The following is a 20,401-nucleotide window of genomic DNA, read 5'->3' as shown; positions in this document are numbered from 1 at the left end:
GAGCGGACCAAGCCGCACGTGAACGTTGGTACGATTGGTCACGTTGACCACGGCAAGACGACGCTGACGGCAGCGATCACGACGGTTCTGACGAAGAAGTTCGGCGGCGAAGCGAAGGCGTACGACCAGATCGACGCGGCACCGGAAGAAAAGGCGCGCGGCATCACGATCAACACGGCACACGTCGAGTACGAAACGGCTAACCGCCACTACGCACACGTCGACTGCCCGGGCCACGCTGACTATGTGAAGAACATGATCACGGGCGCAGCGCAGATGGACGGCGCGATCCTGGTTTGCTCGGCAGCAGACGGCCCGATGCCGCAAACGCGTGAGCACATCCTGCTGGCGCGTCAGGTTGGCGTTCCGTACATCATCGTGTTCCTGAACAAGTGCGACATGGTGGACGACGCTGAACTGCTCGAGCTGGTCGAGATGGAAGTTCGCGAACTCCTGTCGAAGTACGACTTCCCGGGCGACGACACGCCGATCGTGAAGGGTTCGGCAAAGCTGGCGCTGGAAGGCGACACGGGCGAGCTGGGCGAAGTGGCGATCATGAGCCTGGCAGACGCGCTGGACACGTACATCCCGACGCCGGAGCGTGCAGTTGACGGCGCGTTCCTGATGCCGGTGGAAGACGTGTTCTCGATCTCGGGCCGTGGTACGGTGGTGACGGGTCGTGTCGAGCGCGGCATCGTGAAGGTCGGCGAAGAAATCGAAATCGTCGGTATCAAGCCGACGGTGAAGACGACCTGCACGGGCGTTGAAATGTTCCGCAAGCTGCTGGACCAAGGTCAGGCAGGCGACAACGTCGGTATCCTGCTGCGCGGCACGAAGCGTGAAGACGTGGAGCGTGGCCAGGTTCTGGCGAAGCCGGGTTCGATCACGCCGCACACGCACTTCACGGCTGAAGTGTACGTGCTGAGCAAGGACGAAGGCGGCCGTCACACGCCGTTCTTCAACAACTACCGTCCGCAGTTCTACTTCCGTACGACGGACGTGACGGGCTCGATCGAGCTGCCGAAGGACAAGGAAATGGTGATGCCGGGCGACAACGTGTCGATCACGGTGAAGCTGATTGCACCGATCGCGATGGAAGAAGGTCTGCGCTTCGCAATCCGCGAAGGCGGCCGTACGGTCGGCGCCGGCGTCGTCGCCAAGATCATCGAGTAAGCCAGTTATTCGTTGATCGACAGTTTTGGGGCTGGCAACAGCCAGCCCCAGTATGGTTTAGGGGTATAGCTCAACTGGCAGAGCGTCGGTCTCCAAAACCGAAGGTTGGGGGTTCGATTCCCTCTGCCCCTGCCAAAAAATAGCCACGTGTTCTACGTGGCATTTGTTTTAAGGTGTTATGGCGAATCCATCCGTCGAAACTGTAAATACCTCCGGCGATAAGCTGATGCTGGCCCTGGGCGTATTGTTGGTCTTGGCCGGATTCGTGGGCTTCTTCTGGCTGGCCAATCAGCAGTGGTATGTCCGCGGTGCCGCGTTGGCGGTAGGGATCATCGCCGGCGTGGCCGTCGGGCTGATGTCCGCCCCTGGCAAGAGCCTCATCGCCTTTGCCAAGGATTCGTACAAGGAAGTCCGGAAGGTCGTTTGGCCCACCCGCAAAGAAGCAACGCAAACCACACTCGTCGTGTTCGGTTTCGTGCTCGTGATGGCGATTTTCCTCTGGTTGAGTGACAAATCGATCGAATGGGTGATTTTCTCGGCGATTCTGGGTTGGAAATGATATGAGCGATACTCCGGCATCCCCGAGCGGAAAGCGTTGGTACGTCGTGCACGCCTACTCCGGTATGGAGAAGAGCGTGCAACGTGCGCTTCAGGAGCGCATCGAACGTGCTGGCATGCAGGACAAATTCGGTCAGATCCTGGTTCCGACCGAAGAAGTGGTCGAAGTCAAAGGCGGCCACAAGGCAGTAACCGAGCGTCGATTCTTCCCCGGCTACGTGCTGGTGGAGATGGAGATGACGGACGAAACGTGGCACCTCGTGAAGAACACCGCGAAGGTTACCGGTTTCGTCGGCGGTGCACGTAACCGCCCGACCCCGATTTCCCCGAAGGAAGTCGAGAAGATCATGTCGCAGATGCAGGAAGGCGTCGAGAAGCCGCGCCCGAAGACCCTGTTCGAAGTCGGCGAGATGGTGCGTGTGAAGGAAGGCCCGTTCACGGACTTCAATGGCACCGTCGAAGAAGTCAACTACGAAAAATCGCGCGTGCGTGTGTCGGTCACCATCTTTGGTCGATCCACCCCGGTCGAACTCGAGTTCGGCCAGGTCGAAAAAGTTTGATCCCGATTCGGTGGGCAGCCTCGGCTGCCCACCTTCGCGCTTACGGCCCGCGTCATGGCCGTTGAGGAGCGTCAGTAGCCAGAGGCGAAAGCGCGTTATCACTCACCGAACGCCCTTCCGGCGTTCCAATGAGGTTCACAAATGGCAAAGAAGATTATCGGCTTTATCAAGCTGCAGATCCCTGCAGGTAAAGCCAACCCGTCGCCGCCGGTCGGTCCGGCACTGGGCCAGCGCGGCCTGAACATCATGGAGTTCTGCAAGGCGTTCAACGCGCAGACTCAAGGCATGGAGCCGGGTCTGCCGGTGCCGGTGGTCATCACGGCATTCGCTGACAAGAGCTTCACGTTCGTGATGAAGACGCCGCCGGCGACCGTCCTGATCAAAAAGGCGGCGAAGGTGGACAAGGGCTCGAGCAAGCCGCACACCGACAAGGTCGGTTCGATCACGCGCGCTCAAGCCGAAGAAATCGCGAAGACCAAGATGCCGGACCTTACGGCAGCTGATCTGGACGCAGCCGTTCGCACCATCGCTGGTAGCGCACGCTCGATGGGCATCACTGTGGAGGGCGTGTAAATGGCTAAGATCTCCAAGCGCCGTCAGGCATTTGCCGCCAAGGTTGATCGTCAGAAGCTGTACGCGATCGAAGACGCACTGAGCCTCGTGAAGGAATGCGCGAGCGCGAAGTTCGACGAGTCGATCGACGTCGCAGTCCAGCTCGGCATCGATGCGAAGAAGTCGGACCAGGTCGTTCGCGGTTCGGTCGTTCTGCCGGCAGGTACGGGCAAGTCGGTTCGCGTTGCAGTGTTCGCGCAAGGCGAGAAGGCTGAGCAAGCTCGTGCAGCAGGCGCGGAAATCGTCGGTATGGAAGACCTGGCTGAGCAGATCAAGGCTGGCCAGATGGACTTCGACATCGTGATCGCTTCGCCGGACACGATGCGTATCGTCGGTACGCTGGGTCAGATCCTCGGCCCGCGCGGCCTGATGCCGAACCCGAAGGTCGGTACGGTCACGCCGGACGTCGCAACCGCCGTCAAGAACGCGAAGGCTGGTCAGGTGCAATTCCGTGTCGACAAGGCCGGTATCATCCACGCGACCATCGGCCGTGCATCGTTCGAGCCGACCGCACTGCGTTCGAACCTGTCGGCGCTGATCGAAGCGCTGCAGAAGGCAAAGCCGGCAACGAGCAAGGGCGTCTACCTGCGCAAGATCGCACTGTCGAGCACGATGGGCGTCGGCGTGCGTGTCGACCAGGCTACGCTGGCAGCACAGTAAGCAAGATTTCGGGCCGCTTCGTTCGCGAAGCGGCCTACATGGGCTTTGGGCGGTTGTTCGTGCAGGCAGGGCGGGCAACCGGTTATCAAAGACCGTTGGTGGGGCACAGCAGTCAGGTGATCCCTTAATTCAAGCCAACGCAGATGGCGAACCCGAAAAAGTTTTGCAGTGGTGAAGCCGCAGGCCGTGAAGCGATTCGCGGCATGAGGTGGAAATACTCCTAACGAGGTCGGACGCCGTTGTTGAACGAGGTACGTGAGGTTTCGTGCCGAACGTATCGTTTCTGGAGGCTAACCGTGCCGCTTAATAGAGAAGACAAGCAAGCCGTCGTCGCTGAGGTTTCCGCGCAAGTCGCGAAGGCCCAGACCGTTGTGCTGGCTGAGTATCGTGGAATTGCGGTTGGCGATCTGACCAAGCTGCGCGCGCAAGCGCGTGAGCAACAGGTTTACCTGCGCGTGTTGAAGAACACGCTGGCGCGCCGCGCCGTTGAAGGTACGCCGTTTGCTCCGCTGGCAGAGCAGATGACTGGCCCGTTGATCTACGGCATCTCGGAAGATGCAATTGCTGCTGCTAAGGTCGTCAACGACTTCAGCAAGAGCAATGACAAGTTGGTCATCAAGGCTGGTTCGTTCGATGGCAAGGTGATGGACAAGGCTGGCGTGCAAGCGCTGGCAAGCATCCCGAGCCGCGAAGAACTGCTCTCGAAGCTGCTGTTCGTTATGCAATCGCCTGTTTCGGGCTTCGCGCGTGCCCTGGCCGCGCTGGCAGAGAAGAAGCAAGCGGAAGCTGCGTAATCGAACGTGCATCAGCGTCATTGATCGCTGGCTGTATCCGAATTCAATTTAGGAGTATTTCAAATGGCAATCGCAAAAGAAGACATCCTGGCAGCAGTCGAAGGGATGACCGTTCTGGAACTGAACGAACTGGTCAAGGCGTTCGAAGAGAAGTTTGGCGTGTCGGCAGCTGCAGTGGCAGTCGCTGGCCCGGCAGGCGGCGGCGCTGCTGCTGCTGCAGAAGAGAAGACCGAATTCACGGTCGTTCTGGCTGAAGCAGGCAGCAACAAGGTTGCAGTCATCAAGGCAGTTCGCGAACTGACGGGCCTGGGCCTGAAGGAAGCGAAGGACGTCGTTGACGGCGCACCGAAGGCTGTCAAGGAAGGCGTCGACAAGGCTGCTGCTGAAGAAGCCAAGAAGAAGCTGGAAGAAGCTGGCGCGAAGGTCGAAGTCAAGTAAGTTTCGGCGCGCTGTGCGAAGGCTGGCGGTATTTTCACCGCCGGCCTTTTTGTGCTTTGTGGGGACGTTATTCTGGCACTCATTCGGGAGCCCGAATAATCGGCCCCAGAAGCCAAAGAAAACCGCCTGATCGTTGTGATTGGTCACGAATGGCGGTTCTCTTTGTCTTCTGAAGCGACTGCAGAAGGCAAGTTTGGTCGGGTAGCGGGCAACACAGGCATCCGCTGCCGTCAGCCAGCGGTTGGTAGCGGCCAACCACCAAGCTTCTCGGCTCGTTCAAGCCGTCGGACGGCCATCGGGTCTCAGTCGGTGAACACTCGGGTTTGAAACGTCCAGGTATTCCGCCTCGATAGCACCCGCCGTGATTCGGAGATCGTATGCAATATTCCTTCACCGAGAAGAAGCGCATTCGCAAGAGTTTCGCGAAGCGCCCCATCGTTCACCAAGTTCCTTTCTTGCTGGCTACCCAGCTTGAATCATTCAGCACGTTTCTGCAAGCCGATGTGCCGGCCACGCAACGCAAGCCTGAAGGTTTGCAGGCCGCGTTCACATCGGTATTTCCCATTGTTTCGCACAACGGCTTCGCGCGCCTCGAGTTCGTGAGCTACGCGTTGTCCGCGCCGGCATTCAACATCAAGGAATGCCAGCAGCGCGGCCTGACGTACTGCTCCGCGCTGCGCGCGAAGGTCCGCCTTGTCATCCTCGACAAGGAATCGCCGAACAAGCCGGTCGTCAAGGAAGTGAAAGAGCAGGAAGTGTACATGGGCGAAATTCCGCTCATGACGCCGACGGGCTCGTTCGTCATCAACGGCACCGAGCGTGTCATCGTCTCGCAGCTGCACCGTTCGCCGGGCGTGTTCTTCGAACACGACAAGGGCAAGACGCACAGCTCGGGCAAGCTGCTGTTCTCGGCACGGATCATTCCGTACCGTGGTTCGTGGCTCGACTTCGAATTCGATCCGAAGGACATCCTGTACTTCCGCGTCGACCGTCGCCGCAAGATGCCGGTCACGATCCTGCTGAAGGCCATCGGCCTGACGCCGGAACAGATCCTCGCGAACTTCTTCGTGTTCGACAACTTCACGCTGATGGACGAAGGCGCACAACTCGAGTTCGTGCCCGAGCGCCTGCGTGGTGAAGTCGCGCGTTTCGACATCACGGATCGTGATGGCAAGGTCATCGTCCAGAAGGACAAGCGGATCAACGCGAAGCACATTCGCGATCTCGAAGCCGCGAAGACCAAGTTCATCTCGGTGCCGGAAGACTATCTGCTCGGCCGCGTGCTGGCGAAGAACGTCGTCGACGGCGACACCGGCGAAGTGATCGCGAGCGCGAACGACGAAGTCACGGAAAGCGTGCTCGAGAAGCTGCGCGAAGCGGGCATCAAGGACATCCAGACGCTCTACACGAACGACCTGGACCAGGGCCCGTACATCTCGTCGACGCTGCGTGTCGACGAAACGACCGACAAGACGGCCGCGCGCATCGCGATCTACCGCATGATGCGTCCGGGCGAGCCGCCGACCGAAGAAGCGGTCGAGGCCCTGTTCAATCGTCTGTTCTACAGCGAAGAAGCGTACGACCTGTCGAAGGTCGGCCGCATGAAGTTCAACCGCCGCGTCAGCCGTGACGAGATCACCGGCCCGATGACGCTGCAGGACGACGACATCCTCGCGACGATCAAGATCCTCGTCGAACTGCGCAACGGCAAGGGCGAAGTGGACGACATCGACCACCTCGGCAACCGTCGCGTGCGTTGCGTCGGCGAACTGGCGGAAAACCAGTTCCGCGCCGGTCTCGTGCGTGTCGAGCGCGCGGTCAAGGAACGCCTCGGCCAGGCCGAAAGCGAAAACCTGATGCCGCACGACCTGATCAACTCGAAGCCGATTTCGTCGGCGATTCGCGAGTTCTTCGGTTCGTCGCAGCTGTCGCAGTTCATGGACCAGACCAACCCGCTGTCGGAAATCACGCACAAGCGCCGTGTTTCCGCACTGGGCCCGGGCGGTCTGACGCGCGAACGCGCAGGCTTCGAAGTTCGTGACGTGCACCCGACCCACTATGGCCGTGTGTGCCCGATCGAAACGCCGGAAGGTCCGAACATCGGTCTGATCAACTCGCTCGCACTGTACGCGCACCTGAACGAGTACGGCTTCCTCGAGACGCCGTACCGCAAGGTCGTGGACAGCAAGGTGACCGACCAGATCGACTACCTGTCGGCGATCGAGGAAGGCCGCTACATGATCGCTCAGGCGAACGCCGCGATCGACGAGAACGGCACGCTGATCGACGAACTCGTGTCGTCGCGTGAAGCCGGCGAAACGATGATGGTCACGCCGGACCGTATCCAGTACATGGACGTCGCGCCGTCGCAGATCGTGTCGGTTGCAGCCTCGCTGATTCCGTTCCTCGAGCACGACGATGCGAACCGTGCACTGATGGGTTCGAACATGCAGCGTCAGGCCGTGCCGTGTCTGCGTCCGGAAAAGCCGGTCGTCGGGACGGGTATCGAGCGCACCTGCGCGGTTGACTCGGGTACGACGGTTCAGGCGTTCCGCGGCGGCGTCGTCGACTATGTCGACGCAGGCCGTATCGTGATTCGCGTGAACGACGACGAAGCGGTCGCAGGTGAAGTCGGTGTCGACATCTACAACCTGATCAAGTACACGCGTTCGAACCAGAACACGAACATCAACCAGCGTCCGATCGTGAAGATGGGCGACAAGGTCTCGCGCGGCGACGTGCTGGCCGACGGCGCCTCGACGGACCTGGGCGAGCTCGCGCTCGGCCAGAACATGCTGATCGCGTTCATGCCGTGGAACGGCTACAACTTCGAAGACTCGATCCTGATCTCGGAGAAGGTGGTTGCGGACGATCGCTACACGTCGATCCACATCGAAGAGCTGAACGTCGTTGCACGCGACACGAAGCTCGGGCCGGAAGAAATCACGCGCGACATCTCGAACCTGGCGGAAGTCCAGCTCGGCCGTCTCGACGAATCGGGCATCGTGTACATCGGTGCTGAAGTCGAAGCAGGCGACGTGCTGGTCGGCAAGGTCACGCCGAAGGGCGAGACCCAGCTGACGCCGGAAGAGAAGCTGCTGCGCGCGATCTTCGGCGAGAAGGCTTCGGACGTGAAGGACACGTCGCTGCGCGTGCCGTCGGGCATGAGCGGCACCGTGATCGACGTCCAGGTGTTCACGCGTGAAGGCATCCAGCGCGACAAGCGTGCGCAACAGATCATCGACGACGAACTGAAGCGCTACCGTCTCGACCTGAACGACCAGCTGCGCATCGTGGAAGGCGACGCGTTCCAGCGTCTCGCACGCATGCTGGTGGGCAAGGTCGCGAACGGCGGTCCGAAGAAGCTCGCGAAGGGCACGAAGATCGACCAGGCTTACCTGGAAGACCTCGACCACTACCACTGGTTCGACATTCGCCTCGCGGACGACGAAGCAGCGGCATCGCTCGAAGCGATCAAGAACTCGATCGAAGAGAAGCGTCACCAGTTCGACCTCGCGTTCGAAGAGAAGCGCAAGAAGCTCACGCAAGGCGACGAACTGCCGCCGGGCGTGCTGAAGATGGTCAAGGTGTACCTCGCGGTGAAGCGCCGTCTGCAGCCTGGCGACAAGATGGCAGGCCGTCACGGTAACAAGGGTGTCGTGTCGAAGATCGTCCCGATCGAAGACATGCCGTACATGGCCGACGGCCGTCCGGCAGACGTCGTGCTGAACCCGCTTGGCGTGCCGTCGCGGATGAACGTGGGTCAGGTTCTGGAAGTGCACCTCGGCTGGGCTGCGAAGGGCCTCGGCTGGCGTATCGGCGAAATGCTGCAGCGTCAGGCGAAGATCGAGGAACTGCGCGTGTTCCTGACGAAGATCTACAACGAGTCGGGCCGCCAGGAAGACCTGGAAAGCTTCACCGACGACGAGATCCTCGAACTCGCGAAGAACCTGCGCGAAGGCGTGCCGTTTGCGACGCCGGTGTTCGACGGTGCGACCGAGGAAGAAATGGGCAAGATGCTCGACCTCGCGTTCCCGGACGACATCGCCGAACAGCTCGGCATGAACCCGTCGAAGAACCAGGTCCGTCTGTACGACGGCCGCACGGGTGAAATGTTCGAACGTCGCGTGACGCTGGGCTACATGCACTACCTGAAGCTGCACCACTTGGTCGACGACAAGATGCACGCGCGTTCGACCGGCCCGTACTCGCTCGTCACGCAGCAGCCGCTGGGTGGTAAGGCGCAGTTCGGTGGCCAGCGTTTCGGTGAAATGGAAGTGTGGGCACTCGAAGCGTACGGCGCGTCCTACGTGCTGCAGGAAATGCTGACGGTGAAGTCGGACGACGTGACCGGCCGGACGAAGGTGTACGAAAACCTCGTCAAGGGCGACCACGTGATCGATGCAGGCATGCCGGAATCCTTCAACGTGCTCGTGAAGGAAATCCGCTCGCTCGGTATCGATATCGATCTCGACCGCAATTAATCGGACTACGGAGAGAAAGCAATGAAAGCTCTGCTCGATCTATTCAAGCAAGTCCAACAGGAAGAAGTTTTCGACGCGATCAAGATCGGTCTGGCTTCGCCTGACAAGATCCGTTCGTGGTCGTTCGGCGAAGTGAAGAAGCCGGAGACCATCAACTACCGTACGTTCAAGCCGGAACGCGATGGTCTCTTCTGCGCGAAGATCTTCGGGCCGATCAAGGACTACGAGTGCCTGTGCGGCAAGTACAAGCGCCTGAAGCACCGCGGCGTGATCTGCGAGAAGTGCGGCGTCGAAGTGACGCTGGCGAAGGTGCGTCGCGAACGGATGGGCCACATCGAACTGGCCTCGCCGGTCGCGCACATCTGGTTCCTGAAGTCGCTGCCGTCGCGTCTGGGCATGGTGCTCGACATGACGCTGCGCGACATCGAACGCGTGCTGTACTTCGAAGCGTACGTGGTGATCGAACCGGGCATGACGCCGCTGAAGGCGCGGCAGATCATGACCGAAGAGGATTACTACAACAAGGTCGAGGAATACGGCGACGAATTCCGTGCCGAAATGGGCGCGGAAGGCGTGCGTGAACTGCTGCGCGCGATCAACATCGACGAGCAGGTCGAGACGCTGCGCACCGAGCTGAAGAACACCGGCTCGGAAGCGAAGATCAAGAAGTACGCGAAGCGCCTGAAGGTCCTCGAGGCATTCCAGCGCTCGGGCATCAAGCCCGAGTGGATGATCCTCGAAGTGCTGCCGGTGCTGCCGCCGGAACTGCGTCCGCTCGTGCCGCTGGACGGCGGCCGTTTCGCGACGTCGGACCTGAACGACCTGTACCGCCGCGTGATCAACCGTAACAACCGGTTGAAGCGCCTGCTCGAGCTGAAGGCCCCTGAAATCATCGTCCGCAACGAAAAGCGGATGCTGCAGGAAGCCGTCGACTCGCTGCTCGACAACGGTCGCCGCGGCAAGGCGATGACGGGTGCGAACAAGCGTCCGCTGAAGTCGCTCGCCGACATGATCAAGGGTAAGGGCGGTCGTTTCCGTCAGAACCTGCTGGGCAAGCGCGTCGACTACTCGGGCCGTTCGGTCATCGTGGTCGGCCCGACGCTGAAGCTGCACCAGTGCGGTCTGCCGAAGCTGATGGCGCTCGAGCTGTTCAAGCCGTTCATCTTCAACAAGCTGGAAGTGATGGGCGTCGCGACGACCATCAAGGCTGCGAAGAAGGAAGTCGAGAACCAGACGCCGGTGGTGTGGGACATCCTCGAAGAGGTGATCCGCGAGCACCCGGTGATGCTGAACCGTGCGCCGACGCTGCACCGTCTCGGTATCCAGGCGTTCGAGCCGGTGCTGATCGAAGGCAAGGCAATTCAGCTGCACCCGCTCGTCTGCGCGGCGTTCAACGCCGACTTCGACGGTGACCAGATGGCCGTTCACGTGCCGCTGTCGCTCGAAGCGCAGATGGAAGCGCGTACGCTGATGCTGGCGTCGAACAACGTGCTGTTCCCGGCCAACGGCGATCCGTCGATCGTGCCGTCGCAGGATATCGTGCTGGGTCTGTACTACGCGACCCGCGAAGCGGTCAACGGCAAGGGCGAAGGCCTGTCGTTCACGGGCGTGTCGGAAGTGATCCGCGCGTACGAGAACAAGGAAGTCGAGCTCGCATCGCGCGTCAACGTGCGGATCACCGAAATGGTCCACAACGAGGACACGTCGGAAGGCGCGCCGCCGTTCGTGCCGAAGATCTCGCTGTACGCGACGACCGTCGGCCGCGCGATCCTGTCGGAGATCCTGCCGCACGGCCTGCCGTTCTCGGTGCTGAACAAGCCGCTGAAGAAGAAGGAAATCTCGCGCCTGATCAACACGGCGTTCCGCAAGTGCGGTCTGCGCGCGACGGTGGTGTTTGCCGACCAGCTGATGCAGTCGGGTTTCCGTCTTGCGACGCGCGCCGGTATTTCGATCTGCGTGGACGACATGCTCGTGCCGCCGCAGAAGGAAACGATCGTCGGCGACGCCGCGAAGAAGGTGAAGGAGTACGACCGCCAGTACATGTCGGGTCTCGTCACCGCGCAGGAACGCTACAACAACGTGGTCGACATCTGGTCGGCAACGTCGGAAGCGGTCGGCAAGGCGATGATGGAGCAGCTGTCGACGGAGCCGGTGACGGACCGCGACGGCAACGAGACGCGCCAGGAGTCGTTCAACTCGATCTACATGATGGCCGACTCGGGCGCCCGGGGTTCGGCGGTTCAGATTCGTCAGCTGGCCGGTATGCGTGGCCTGATGGCGAAGCCGGACGGCTCGATTATCGAGACGCCGATTACCGCGAACTTCCGCGAAGGTCTGAACGTGTTGCAGTACTTCATCTCGACCCACGGTGCACGTAAGGGTCTGGCTGATACGGCACTGAAGACCGCGAACTCGGGTTACCTGACGCGTCGTCTCGTCGACGTCACGCAGGATCTGGTCGTCGTGGAAGACGATTGCGGCACGTCGAACGGCGTGGCGATGAAGGCACTCGTCGAAGGCGGTGAAGTCGTCGAGGCGCTGCGCGACCGTATCCTCGGCCGCGTTGCGGTTGCGGACGTCGTGAACCCGGAAACGCAGGAAACGGTGTACGAATCGGGCACGCTGCTCGACGAAACGGCGGTCGAGGAAATCGAACGCCTCGGCATCGACGAAGTGCGCGTGCGCACGCCGCTGACCTGCGAAACGCGCTACGGTCTGTGTGCGTCGTGCTACGGCCGTGACCTCGGCCGCGGCTCGCTCGTGAACGTCGGCGAAGCAGTCGGTGTGATCGCTGCACAGTCGATCGGTGAACCGGGCACGCAGCTGACGATGCGTACGTTCCACATCGGTGGTGCGGCATCGCGTGCAGCAGTGGCTTCGTCGGTCGAAGCGAAGAGCAACGGTATCGTCCGCTTCACGGCGACGATGCGTTACGTCACGAACGCGAAGGGCGAGCAGATCGTCATTTCCCGTTCGGGCGAAGCGATGATCACCGACGATTTCGGTCGCGAGCGCGAGCGTCACAAAGTGCCGTACGGCGCGACGCTGCTGCAGCTCGACGGCGCGACGATCAAGGCAGGCACGCAGCTCGCCACGTGGGATCCGCTGACGCGTCCGATCATCACCGAGTACGGTGGTACGGTGAAGTTCGAGAACGTCGAGGAAGGCGTGACCGTCGCGAAGCAGATCGACGACGTGACCGGCCTGTCGACGCTGGTGGTGATCGACGTGAAGCGCCGTGGTTCGCAGGCTTCGAAGAGCGTGCGTCCGCAGGTCAAGCTGCTCGACGCGAACGGCGACGAAGTGAAGATTCCGGGCACGGAGCACGCGGTGCAGATCGGCTTCCAGGTCGGCGCACTGATCACCGTGAAGGATGGTCAGCAGGTGCAGGTCGGTGAAGTGCTCGCACGTATCCCGACGGAAGCGCAGAAGACGCGTGACATTACCGGCGGTCTGCCGCGGGTGGCGGAACTGTTCGAAGCGCGTTCGCCGAAGGATGCCGGCATTCTCGCGGAAGTCACCGGTACGACGTCGTTCGGTAAGGACACGAAGGGCAAGCAGCGTCTCGTCATCACGGATCTCGAGGGCAACCAGCACGAGTTCCTGATCGCGAAGGAAAAGCAGGTTCTGGTTCACGATGCCCAGGTCGTCAACAAGGGCGAAATGATCGTGGACGGTCCGGCCGATCCGCACGACATCCTGCGTCTGCAGGGTATCGAGGCGCTGTCGCGCTACATCGTCGACGAAGTGCAGGACGTGTATCGTCTGCAGGGCGTGAAGATCAACGACAAGCACATCGAGGTGATCGTTCGCCAGATGCTGCGTCGTGTGCAGATCACCGACAACGGCGATACGCGCTTCATCCCGGGCGAACAGGTCGAGCGTTCCGACATGCTGGACGAGAACGATCGCATGATCGCCGAGGACAAGCGTCCGGCTTCGTACGACAACGTGCTCCTCGGTATCACGAAGGCATCGCTGTCGACCGACTCGTTCATCTCCGCGGCATCGTTCCAGGAAACGACCCGCGTGCTGACCGAAGCGGCGATCATGGGCAAGCGCGACGATCTGCGCGGCCTGAAGGAAAACGTGATCGTCGGCCGTCTGATTCCGGCCGGTACGGGTCTCGCGTTCCACAAGGCACGCAAGGCGAAGGAATCGTCGGATCGCGAGCGTTTCGACCAGATCGCAGCGGAAGAGGCGTTCGATTTCGGCACGCCGAGCACGCCTGCTGCGGAAGAGCCGCAACAGCACCCGGCAGCCGAGTAAGCGCGGGCGGCGCGAGCCGCCTTGCCTCACCACGCTGTCGCCGAGACCGCCCGGTTTTGCCGGGCGGTTTTTTTTCATCTGTCGTTCGCGTGCATGACGCGCCTGTGCCGTGCCGGCCTCGCTTGCTCGCGACGGACGTGCGGCCTGACTGCAAGCGCCGCCGAAGCCGTTGCAATCACTTGCGGCGCGGTCGTGGCAGGCTCGTCATGCACGCGAACGAACCCTGGCCGATCGGCCAAAACCGCACGATTCGCCCCGCGTCCCGCGAGCGGGTTGTTAAAATTGCGGTCATCGTCCAGCCGTCCCCGTCCTCTTCCATGTCCCGCGCCCTCGAAATCCTCGACGAAGTATTTGGTTATCCCGCTTTTCGCGGCCAGCAGGGCGAAATCGTCGAACACGTCGCCGGCGGCGGCGATTGTCTCGTGCTGATGCCGACCGGCGGCGGCAAGTCGCTGTGCTACCAGATTCCGGCGCTGCTGCGTCGCGAGGCCGGGCAGGGTGCCGGTATCGTCGTGTCGCCGCTGATCGCACTGATGCAGGACCAGGTCGCCGCACTGAGCGAAGTGGGCGTGCGCGCGGCGTACCTGAACTCGACACTGTCGGGCGCCGAGGCCGCGGCGACCGAGCGGGCGCTGCGCGAAGGCGAAATCGACCTGCTGTATGTCGCGCCCGAACGGCTGATGACAGGGCGCTTCCTCGACCTGCTCGAGCGCGCGAAGATTGGCCTGTTCGCGATCGACGAAGCGCACTGCGTGTCGCAATGGGGGCACGATTTCCGCCCGGAATACATCCAGCTGTCGGTGCTGCACGAGCGATTTCCGTCGGTGCCGCGCATCGCATTGACCGCGACGGCCGATGCGATCACGCGCGACGAGATCATCCACCGTCTCGCGCTCGACGACGCACGCGTGTTCGTGTCGAGCTTCGACCGCCCGAACATCCGCTACCGGATCGTCGAAAAGGACAACGCGCGATCGCAGCTGCTCGATTTCATCCGCGCCGAACACACGAATGCCGACGGCACGACGGATGCGGGTGTCGTTTATTGCCTGTCGCGTCGCAAGGTCGAGGAAACGGCCGAATGGCTGAAGGCGCAAGGCGTGCGTGCGCTGCCGTATCACGCGGGGATGGAGTTCGAGGTGCGGCAGAAGCACCAGGAAATGTTCCAGCGCGAGGAAGGCATCGTGATGTGCGCGACGATTGCGTTCGGCATGGGCATCGACAAGCCGGACGTGCGCTTCGTCGCGCATCTGGATCTGCCGAAGAGCGTCGAAGGCTACTACCAGGAAACGGGCCGCGCCGGCCGCGACGGTATGCCCGCGAATGCGTGGATGGCGTACGGGCTCGGCGACGTCGTCCAGCAGCGCAAGATGATCGACGAATCGGATGCGGACGACGCACACAAGCGCGTCCAGACGTCGAAGCTCGACGCGCTGCTCGGGCTGTGCGAGACGATCTCGTGCCGCCGCGTGCGGCTGCTGAACTACTTCGGCGAGGAGAGCAAGCCGTGCGGCAACTGCGATACGTGCCTCGAGCCGCCCGCTTCGTGGGACGCGACGCGTGAGGCGCAGATGGCGCTGTCGTGCGTGTTCCGCGCGCAGCGCGCGAGCGGCTTCAATTTCGGCTCGAGCCACCTGATCGAGATCCTGCGCGGCGGGCGCACCGAGAAGGTGTTGCAGCGGGGCCACGACCAGCTGACGACGTTCGGGATCGGCGCGTCGCTGTCGGAGCCCGAGTGGCGCGCGATATTTCGGCAGCTCGTCGCGTACGGCTACCTGGCCGTCGATCACGGCGGCTTCGGTGCACTCGTGCTGACCGAGGCCGCGAAGCCGGTGTTGAAGAACGAGGAGAAGGTCACGCTGCGCCGCTACGTGAAGCCGCAGCGCACGCGCCAGTCGTCGGGCCGCAGCGGCACGCGCGTCGACCCGACGGCCGGCATGGGCACGCGCGAGCGCGCAAGGTGGGATGCGCTGCGTGCGTGGCGCGCGGAAACGGCGAAGACGGACGGCGTGCCGGCCTACGTGATCTTCCACGACGCGACGCTCGCCGAGATCGCACGCAACGCGCCGGAGACGATCGACGACCTGCGCCATATCCCTGGCATGGGGGTGCGCAAGCTGGAGCGCTTCGGCGACGAGATCATCGACGTCGTCGAGTCTGCCTGACACAGGCGTTCCGACCCTTCCGGTAAACCACGCGTCCGGCCGGCGAATCACGCAAGCCGTTGACTTAGTTGGTATTTCCGGAATATGATGCTGGGTTCCGGTATTCGGTGGGCCGAGTTGCGTTCGAAAGCTCGCACCCGTTTCGCCGGTTCGGAAGTCAACTGTGCGCCGATTCTCGCTTTGCCCGAAATCGATGTGCAGATTTTGTTCAATTTCAGGAATAAACAATGCCAACCATCAACCAACTGGTTCGCAAAGGCCGTCAGTCGGAAACGACGAAGAGCAAGAGCCCGGCCCTGCAGGACTGCCCCCAGCGTCGCGGCGTGTGCACCCGTGTGTACACGACGACGCCGAAGAAGCCGAACTCGGCACTCCGTAAGGTCGCCAAGGTTCGTCTGACGAACGGCTTCGAAGTGATTTCGTACATCGGCGGTGAAGGCCACAACCTGCAGGAACACTCGGTTGTGCTGATCCGCGGCGGCCGTGTGAAGGACTTGCCGGGTGTGCGTTACCACATGGTTCGCGGCTCGCTGGATACCCAGGGCGTCAAGGACCGTAAGCAAGCGCGCTCGAAGTACGGCGCGAAGCGTGCAAAGGCTGCCAAGTAAGCAGTTTTTGATCAGGGATCGCCGCAGGGCGGTCAAGGCGGGAGTGCCGGATTGCCGGTGCTGTCGAGTAAGTGGTCACCCGGCCAAGCTGGTTAGTCGTGAAGATGTGATCGGGTTTGTTGGTGGCCGCGGAGCTGGTTCCAGCTCCAACTGAACAAGTAAAGGAAGAATCATGCCGCGTCGTCGCGAAGTCCCCAAGCGGGAAGTGTTGCCGGATCCGAAGTTCGGTAACGTTGATGTAGCCAAGTTCATGAACATGCTGATGCTGTCCGGCAAGAAGTCGGTCGCAGAGCGCATCGTTTATGGCGCATTCGAACAGATCCAGACCAAGGGTGGCAAGGACCCGCTGGAAGTGTTCACGGTTGCGCTCAACAACGTCAAGCCGGTGGTCGAAGTGAAGAGCCGTCGCGTTGGTGGTGCCAACTATCAAGTTCCGGTCGAAGTGCGCCCGTCGCGTCGTATGGCATTGGCGATGCGCTGGCTGCGTGAGGCTGCGAAGAAGCGCAGCGAGAAGTCGATGGCTCTGCGCCTGGCAGGTGAACTCTCCGAAGCGGCCGAAGGCCGTGGCGGCGCGATGAAGAAGCGCGATGAAGTTCACCGCATGGCAGAAGCCAACCGCGCGTTCTCGCATTTCCGTTTCTAAGCGCCTGGCTGGGCTGTTTGCGGAAATAAATTCCGGGCGGGTGCGCTTTTCAGGCGCCTCGCCCGTTTGTGTTGAAGCATGATGCAGCAGGGCTGCATCGTGTTATCCCAGTAGAGGATCAAAGTGGCTCGCAAGACTCCTATCGAGCGCTACCGCAATATCGGTATTAGCGCTCACATCGACGCCGGCAAAACGACGACGACCGAGCGCATTCTGTTTTACACCGGTGTGAACCACAAGATCGGTGAAGTCCACGACGGCGCAGCCACGATGGACTGGATGGAGCAGGAACAGGAGCGTGGCATCACGATCACGTCCGCTGCTACCACGGCCTTCTGGAAGGGCATGGGCGGCAACTATCCGGAACACCGCATCAACATCATCGACACCCCGGGCCACGTCGACTTCACGATCGAAGTGGAGCGTTCGATGCGCGTGCTCGACGGCGCGTGCATGGTGTACTGCGCAGTGGGCGGCGTGCAGCCGCAGTCGGAAACGGTGTGGCGCCAGGCTAACAAGTACAAGGTGCCGCGTCTCGCGTTCGTCAACAAGATGGACCGTACCGGCGCGAACTTCTTCAAGGTCTACGACCAGCTCCGTCTGCGCCTGAAGGCGAACCCGGTTCCGGTCGTGGTGCCGATCGGCGCGGAAGAAAACTTCAAGGGCGTCGTCGACCTGATCAAGATGAAGGCGATCATTTGGGACGAAGCGTCGCAAGGCACGAAGTTCGACTACGTCGACATCCCGGCCGAGCTCGCAGAGACCTGCAAGGAATGGCGCGAAAAGATGGTTGAAGTGGCTGCTGAGGCCAGCGAAGACCTGATGAACAAGTACCTGGAAGAAGGCGATCTGCCTGAAGCCGACATCGTCAAGGCGCTGCGTGATCGTACGATCGCGTGCGAAATCCAGCCGATGCTGTGCGGTACCGCGTTCAAGAACAAGGGCGTGCAGCGTATGCTCGACGCCGTGATCGACTTCCTGCCGTCGCCGGTCGACATCCCGCCGGTCAAGGGCGAGCTCGAAAACGGTGAAGAAGCGGAGCGCAAGGCGTCGGACGACGAGAAGTTCTCGTCGCTCGCGTTCAAGATCATGACCGACCCGTTCGTCGGCCAGCTGATCTTCTTCCGTGTGTACTCGGGCGTCGTCAACTCGGGCGACACGCTGCTGAACTCGACCAAGGGCAAGAAGGAACGCCTCGGCCGTATTCTGCAGATGCACGCGAACCAGCGTGAAGAAATCAAGGAAGTCCGTGCAGGCGACATCGCTGCTGCGGTCGGCCTGAAGGAAGCGACCACCGGCGACACGCTGTGCGATCCGGCAAACCCGATCGTGCTCGAGCGCATGGTGTTCCCGGAGCCGGTGATTTCGCAGGCTGTCGAGCCGAAGACCAAGGCCGACCAGGAAAAGATGGGCCTGGCGCTGAACCGTCTGGCACAGGAAGATCCGTCGTTCCGCGTGCAGACCGACGAAGAGTCGGGCCAGACCATCATTTCGGGCATGGGCGAGCTCCACCTCGAAATTCTGGTCGACCGGATGAAGCGTGAATTCGGCGTGGAAGCAACCGTCGGCAAGCCGCAGGTTGCATACCGCGAAACGATCCGTTCGACGGCGAAGGACGTCGACGGCAAGTTCGTCAAGCAGTCGGGTGGTCGCGGCCAGTACGGTCACGCGGTCATCACGCTCGAGCCGAACGAACAAGGCAAGGGCTACGAGTTCTTCGACGAGATCAAGGGTGGTGTGATTCCGCGTGAATACATCCCGGCGGTCGACAAGGGTATCCAGGACACGCTGAAGTCGGGCGTGCTGGCTGGCTTCCCGGTCGTCGACGTGAAGGTTCACCTGACGTTCGGTTCGTACCACGACGTTGACTCGAACGAAAACGCGTTCCGCATGGCCGGTTCGATGGCGTTCAAGGAAGCAATGCGCAAGGCGAACCCGGTCGTCCTCGAGCCGATGATGGCTGTCGAAGTCGAGACGCCGGAAGACTACATGGGCAACGTGATGGGCGACCTGTCGGGCCGTCGCGGTATCGTCCAGGGCATGGAAGACATGGTTGGCGGCGGCAAGATCGTGCGCGCCGAAGTGCCGCTGTCGGAAATGTTCGGCTATTCGACGTCGCTGCGCTCGCTGACGCAAGGTCGTGCAACGTACACGATGGAGTTCAAGCACTACGCTGAAGCTCCGCGCAACGTTGCTGATGCGATCATCAGCGCGAAGTCGAAGTAATTCGCTATCTCAATCGATAATTTTTGAAAGAAGAGAATCATGGCAAAAGGTAAATTCGAGCGGACCAAGCCGCACGTGAACGTTGGTACGATTGGTCACGTTGACCACGGCAAGACGACGCTGACGGCAGCGATCACGACGGTTCTGACGAAGAAGTTCGGCGGCGAAGCGAAGGCGTACGACCAGATCGACGCGGCACCGGAAGAAAAGGCGCGCGGCATCACGATCAACACGGCACACGTCGAGTACGAAACGGCTAACCGCCACTACGCACACGTCGACTGCCCGGGCCACGCTGACTATGTGAAGAACATGATCACGGGCGCAGCGCAGATGGACGGCGCGATCCTGGTTTGCTCGGCAGCAGACGGCCCGATGCCGCAAACGCGTGAGCACATCCTGCTGGCGCGTCAGGTTGGCGTTCCGTACATCATCGTGTTCCTGAACAAGTGCGACATGGTGGACGACGCTGAACTGCTCGAGCTGGTCGAGATGGAAGTTCGCGAACTCCTGTCGAAGTACGACTTCCCGGGCGACGACACGCCGATCGTGAAGGGTTCGGCAAAGCTGGCGCTGGAAGGCGACACGGGCGAGCTGGGCGAAGTGGCGATCATGAGCCTGGCAGACGCGCTGGACACGTACATCCCGACGCCGGAGCGTGCAGTTGACGGCGCGTTCCTGATGCCGGTGGAAGACGTGTTCTCGATCTCGGGCCGTGGTACGGTGGTGACGGGTCGTGTCGAGCGCGGCATCGTGAAGGTCGGCGAAGAAATCGAAATCGTCGGTATCAAGCCGACGGTGAAGACGACCTGCACGGGCGTTGAAATGTTCCGCAAGCTGCTGGACCAAGGTCAGGCAGGCGACAACGTCGGTATCCTGCTGCGCGGCACGAAGCGTGAAGACGTGGAGCGTGGCCAGGTTCTGGCGAAGCCGGGTTCGATCACGCCGCACACGCACTTCACGGCTGAAGTGTACGTGCTGAGCAAGGACGAAGGCGGCCGTCACACGCCGTTCTTCAACAACTACCGTCCGCAGTTCTACTTCCGTACGACGGACGTGACGGGCTCGATCGAGCTGCCGAAGGACAAGGAAATGGTGATGCCGGGCGACAACGTGTCGATCACGGTGAAGCTGATTGCACCGATCGCGATGGAAGAAGGTCTGCGCTTCGCAATCCGCGAAGGCGGCCGTACGGTCGGCGCCGGCGTCGT

General features: G+C 61.4%; 14 protein-coding genes and 1 tRNA gene. All 15 read left to right on the top strand.

What is annotated here, in order from left to right; genetic code table 11:
• A partial coding sequence (gene tuf, locus ABY44_RS23145) for an elongation factor Tu (RefSeq protein WP_223274487.1) occupies positions 1–1,173 on the top strand: 1,173 nt, incomplete at its 5' end.
• Positions 1,174–1,232: 59 nt separating this feature from the next.
• Positions 1,233–1,308 (top strand) — tRNA-Trp (locus ABY44_RS23140).
• A gap of 43 nt (positions 1,309–1,351) precedes the next feature.
• Entirely contained in the window at positions 1,352–1,732 is a 381-nt protein-coding gene (gene secE / locus ABY44_RS23135) for a preprotein translocase subunit SecE (RefSeq protein WP_006482892.1), read from the top strand.
• Position 1,733: 1 nt separating this feature from the next.
• Positions 1,734–2,291, top strand: a complete 558-nt coding sequence (gene nusG / locus ABY44_RS23130; RefSeq protein WP_006400672.1) for a transcription termination/antitermination protein NusG — start codon at positions 1,734–1,736, stop codon at positions 2,289–2,291.
• 141 nt (positions 2,292–2,432) lie between these two features.
• Positions 2,433–2,864: a 50S ribosomal protein L11 gene (gene rplK / locus ABY44_RS23125; protein WP_006477201.1), complete on the top strand. Its 432-nt coding sequence runs from the start codon at positions 2,433–2,435 to the stop codon at positions 2,862–2,864.
• A complete protein-coding gene (gene rplA / locus ABY44_RS23120) occupies positions 2,865–3,563 on the top strand; it encodes a 50S ribosomal protein L1 (RefSeq protein WP_006482906.1) in 699 nt (232 codons plus the stop codon). It begins immediately after the preceding gene.
• Between the two features lie 296 nt (positions 3,564–3,859).
• Positions 3,860–4,357: a 50S ribosomal protein L10 gene (gene rplJ, locus ABY44_RS23115; protein WP_027788582.1), complete on the top strand. Its 498-nt coding sequence runs from the start codon at positions 3,860–3,862 to the stop codon at positions 4,355–4,357.
• A 63-nt stretch (positions 4,358–4,420) separates the two neighbouring features.
• Positions 4,421–4,795 (top strand): 50S ribosomal protein L7/L12, encoded by a 375-nt coding sequence (gene rplL / locus ABY44_RS23110; RefSeq protein ID WP_021161757.1) that lies wholly within the window; start codon positions 4,421–4,423, stop codon positions 4,793–4,795.
• A gap of 377 nt (positions 4,796–5,172) precedes the next feature.
• Positions 5,173–9,279 carry a DNA-directed RNA polymerase subunit beta gene (rpoB, locus tag ABY44_RS23105; RefSeq protein WP_027788581.1) on the top strand — a complete coding sequence of 1,369 codons (4,107 nt, stop codon included), beginning with the start codon at positions 5,173–5,175 and terminating at the stop codon, positions 9,277–9,279.
• Between the two features lie 21 nt (positions 9,280–9,300).
• Positions 9,301–13,548 (top strand): DNA-directed RNA polymerase subunit beta', encoded by a 4,248-nt coding sequence (gene rpoC, locus ABY44_RS23100; protein WP_021161759.1) that lies wholly within the window; start codon positions 9,301–9,303, stop codon positions 13,546–13,548.
• A 317-nt stretch (positions 13,549–13,865) separates the two neighbouring features.
• On the top strand, positions 13,866–15,713 hold the full coding sequence (gene recQ / locus ABY44_RS23095; protein ID WP_021161761.1) for a DNA helicase RecQ: 1,848 nt from the start codon (positions 13,866–13,868) through the stop codon (positions 15,711–15,713).
• 227 nt (positions 15,714–15,940) lie between these two features.
• Complete coding sequence (gene rpsL, locus ABY44_RS23090; protein ID WP_006400662.1) at positions 15,941–16,321, top strand: 30S ribosomal protein S12; 381 nt, start codon at positions 15,941–15,943, stop codon at positions 16,319–16,321.
• 172 nt (positions 16,322–16,493) lie between these two features.
• Positions 16,494–16,964 (top strand): 30S ribosomal protein S7, encoded by a 471-nt coding sequence (gene rpsG / locus ABY44_RS23085; protein ID WP_006477195.1) that lies wholly within the window; start codon positions 16,494–16,496, stop codon positions 16,962–16,964.
• A 123-nt stretch (positions 16,965–17,087) separates the two neighbouring features.
• Positions 17,088–19,190, top strand: coding sequence for an elongation factor G (fusA, locus tag ABY44_RS23080; protein ID WP_021161762.1), 2,103 nt, complete (start codon positions 17,088–17,090; stop codon positions 19,188–19,190).
• Between the two features lie 39 nt (positions 19,191–19,229).
• Positions 19,230–20,401 (top strand): elongation factor Tu (tuf, locus tag ABY44_RS23075; RefSeq protein ID WP_431642295.1); only part of this gene is annotated, 1,172 nt, incomplete at its 3' end.

The sequence above is a fragment of the Burkholderia sp. ZZQ-2 genome (assembly GCF_050768715.1).
GTDB lineage: Bacteria > Pseudomonadota > Gammaproteobacteria > Burkholderiales > Burkholderiaceae > Burkholderia > Burkholderia cepacia.
This window is presented reverse-complemented; position numbering and strand designations above follow the sequence as displayed.

Bases quoted from the DNA above. Each gene is read 5' to 3' on its own strand.
- secE (WP_006482892.1), top strand. From the start codon at position 1,352: ATGGCGAATCCATCCGTCGAAACTGTAAATACCTCCGGCGATAAGCTG.
- nusG (WP_006400672.1), top strand. From the start codon at position 1,734: ATGAGCGATACTCCGGCATCCCCGAGCGGAAAGCGTTGGTACGTCGTG.
- rplK (WP_006477201.1), top strand. From the start codon at position 2,433: ATGGCAAAGAAGATTATCGGCTTTATCAAGCTGCAGATCCCTGCAGGT.
- rplA (WP_006482906.1), top strand. From the start codon at position 2,865: ATGGCTAAGATCTCCAAGCGCCGTCAGGCATTTGCCGCCAAGGTTGAT.
- rplL (WP_021161757.1), top strand. From the start codon at position 4,421: ATGGCAATCGCAAAAGAAGACATCCTGGCAGCAGTCGAAGGGATGACC.
- rpoB (WP_027788581.1), top strand. From the start codon at position 5,173: ATGCAATATTCCTTCACCGAGAAGAAGCGCATTCGCAAGAGTTTCGCG.
- rpoC (WP_021161759.1), top strand. From the start codon at position 9,301: ATGAAAGCTCTGCTCGATCTATTCAAGCAAGTCCAACAGGAAGAAGTT.
- recQ (WP_021161761.1), top strand. From the start codon at position 13,866: ATGTCCCGCGCCCTCGAAATCCTCGACGAAGTATTTGGTTATCCCGCT.
- rpsL (WP_006400662.1), top strand. From the start codon at position 15,941: ATGCCAACCATCAACCAACTGGTTCGCAAAGGCCGTCAGTCGGAAACG.
- rpsG (WP_006477195.1), top strand. From the start codon at position 16,494: ATGCCGCGTCGTCGCGAAGTCCCCAAGCGGGAAGTGTTGCCGGATCCG.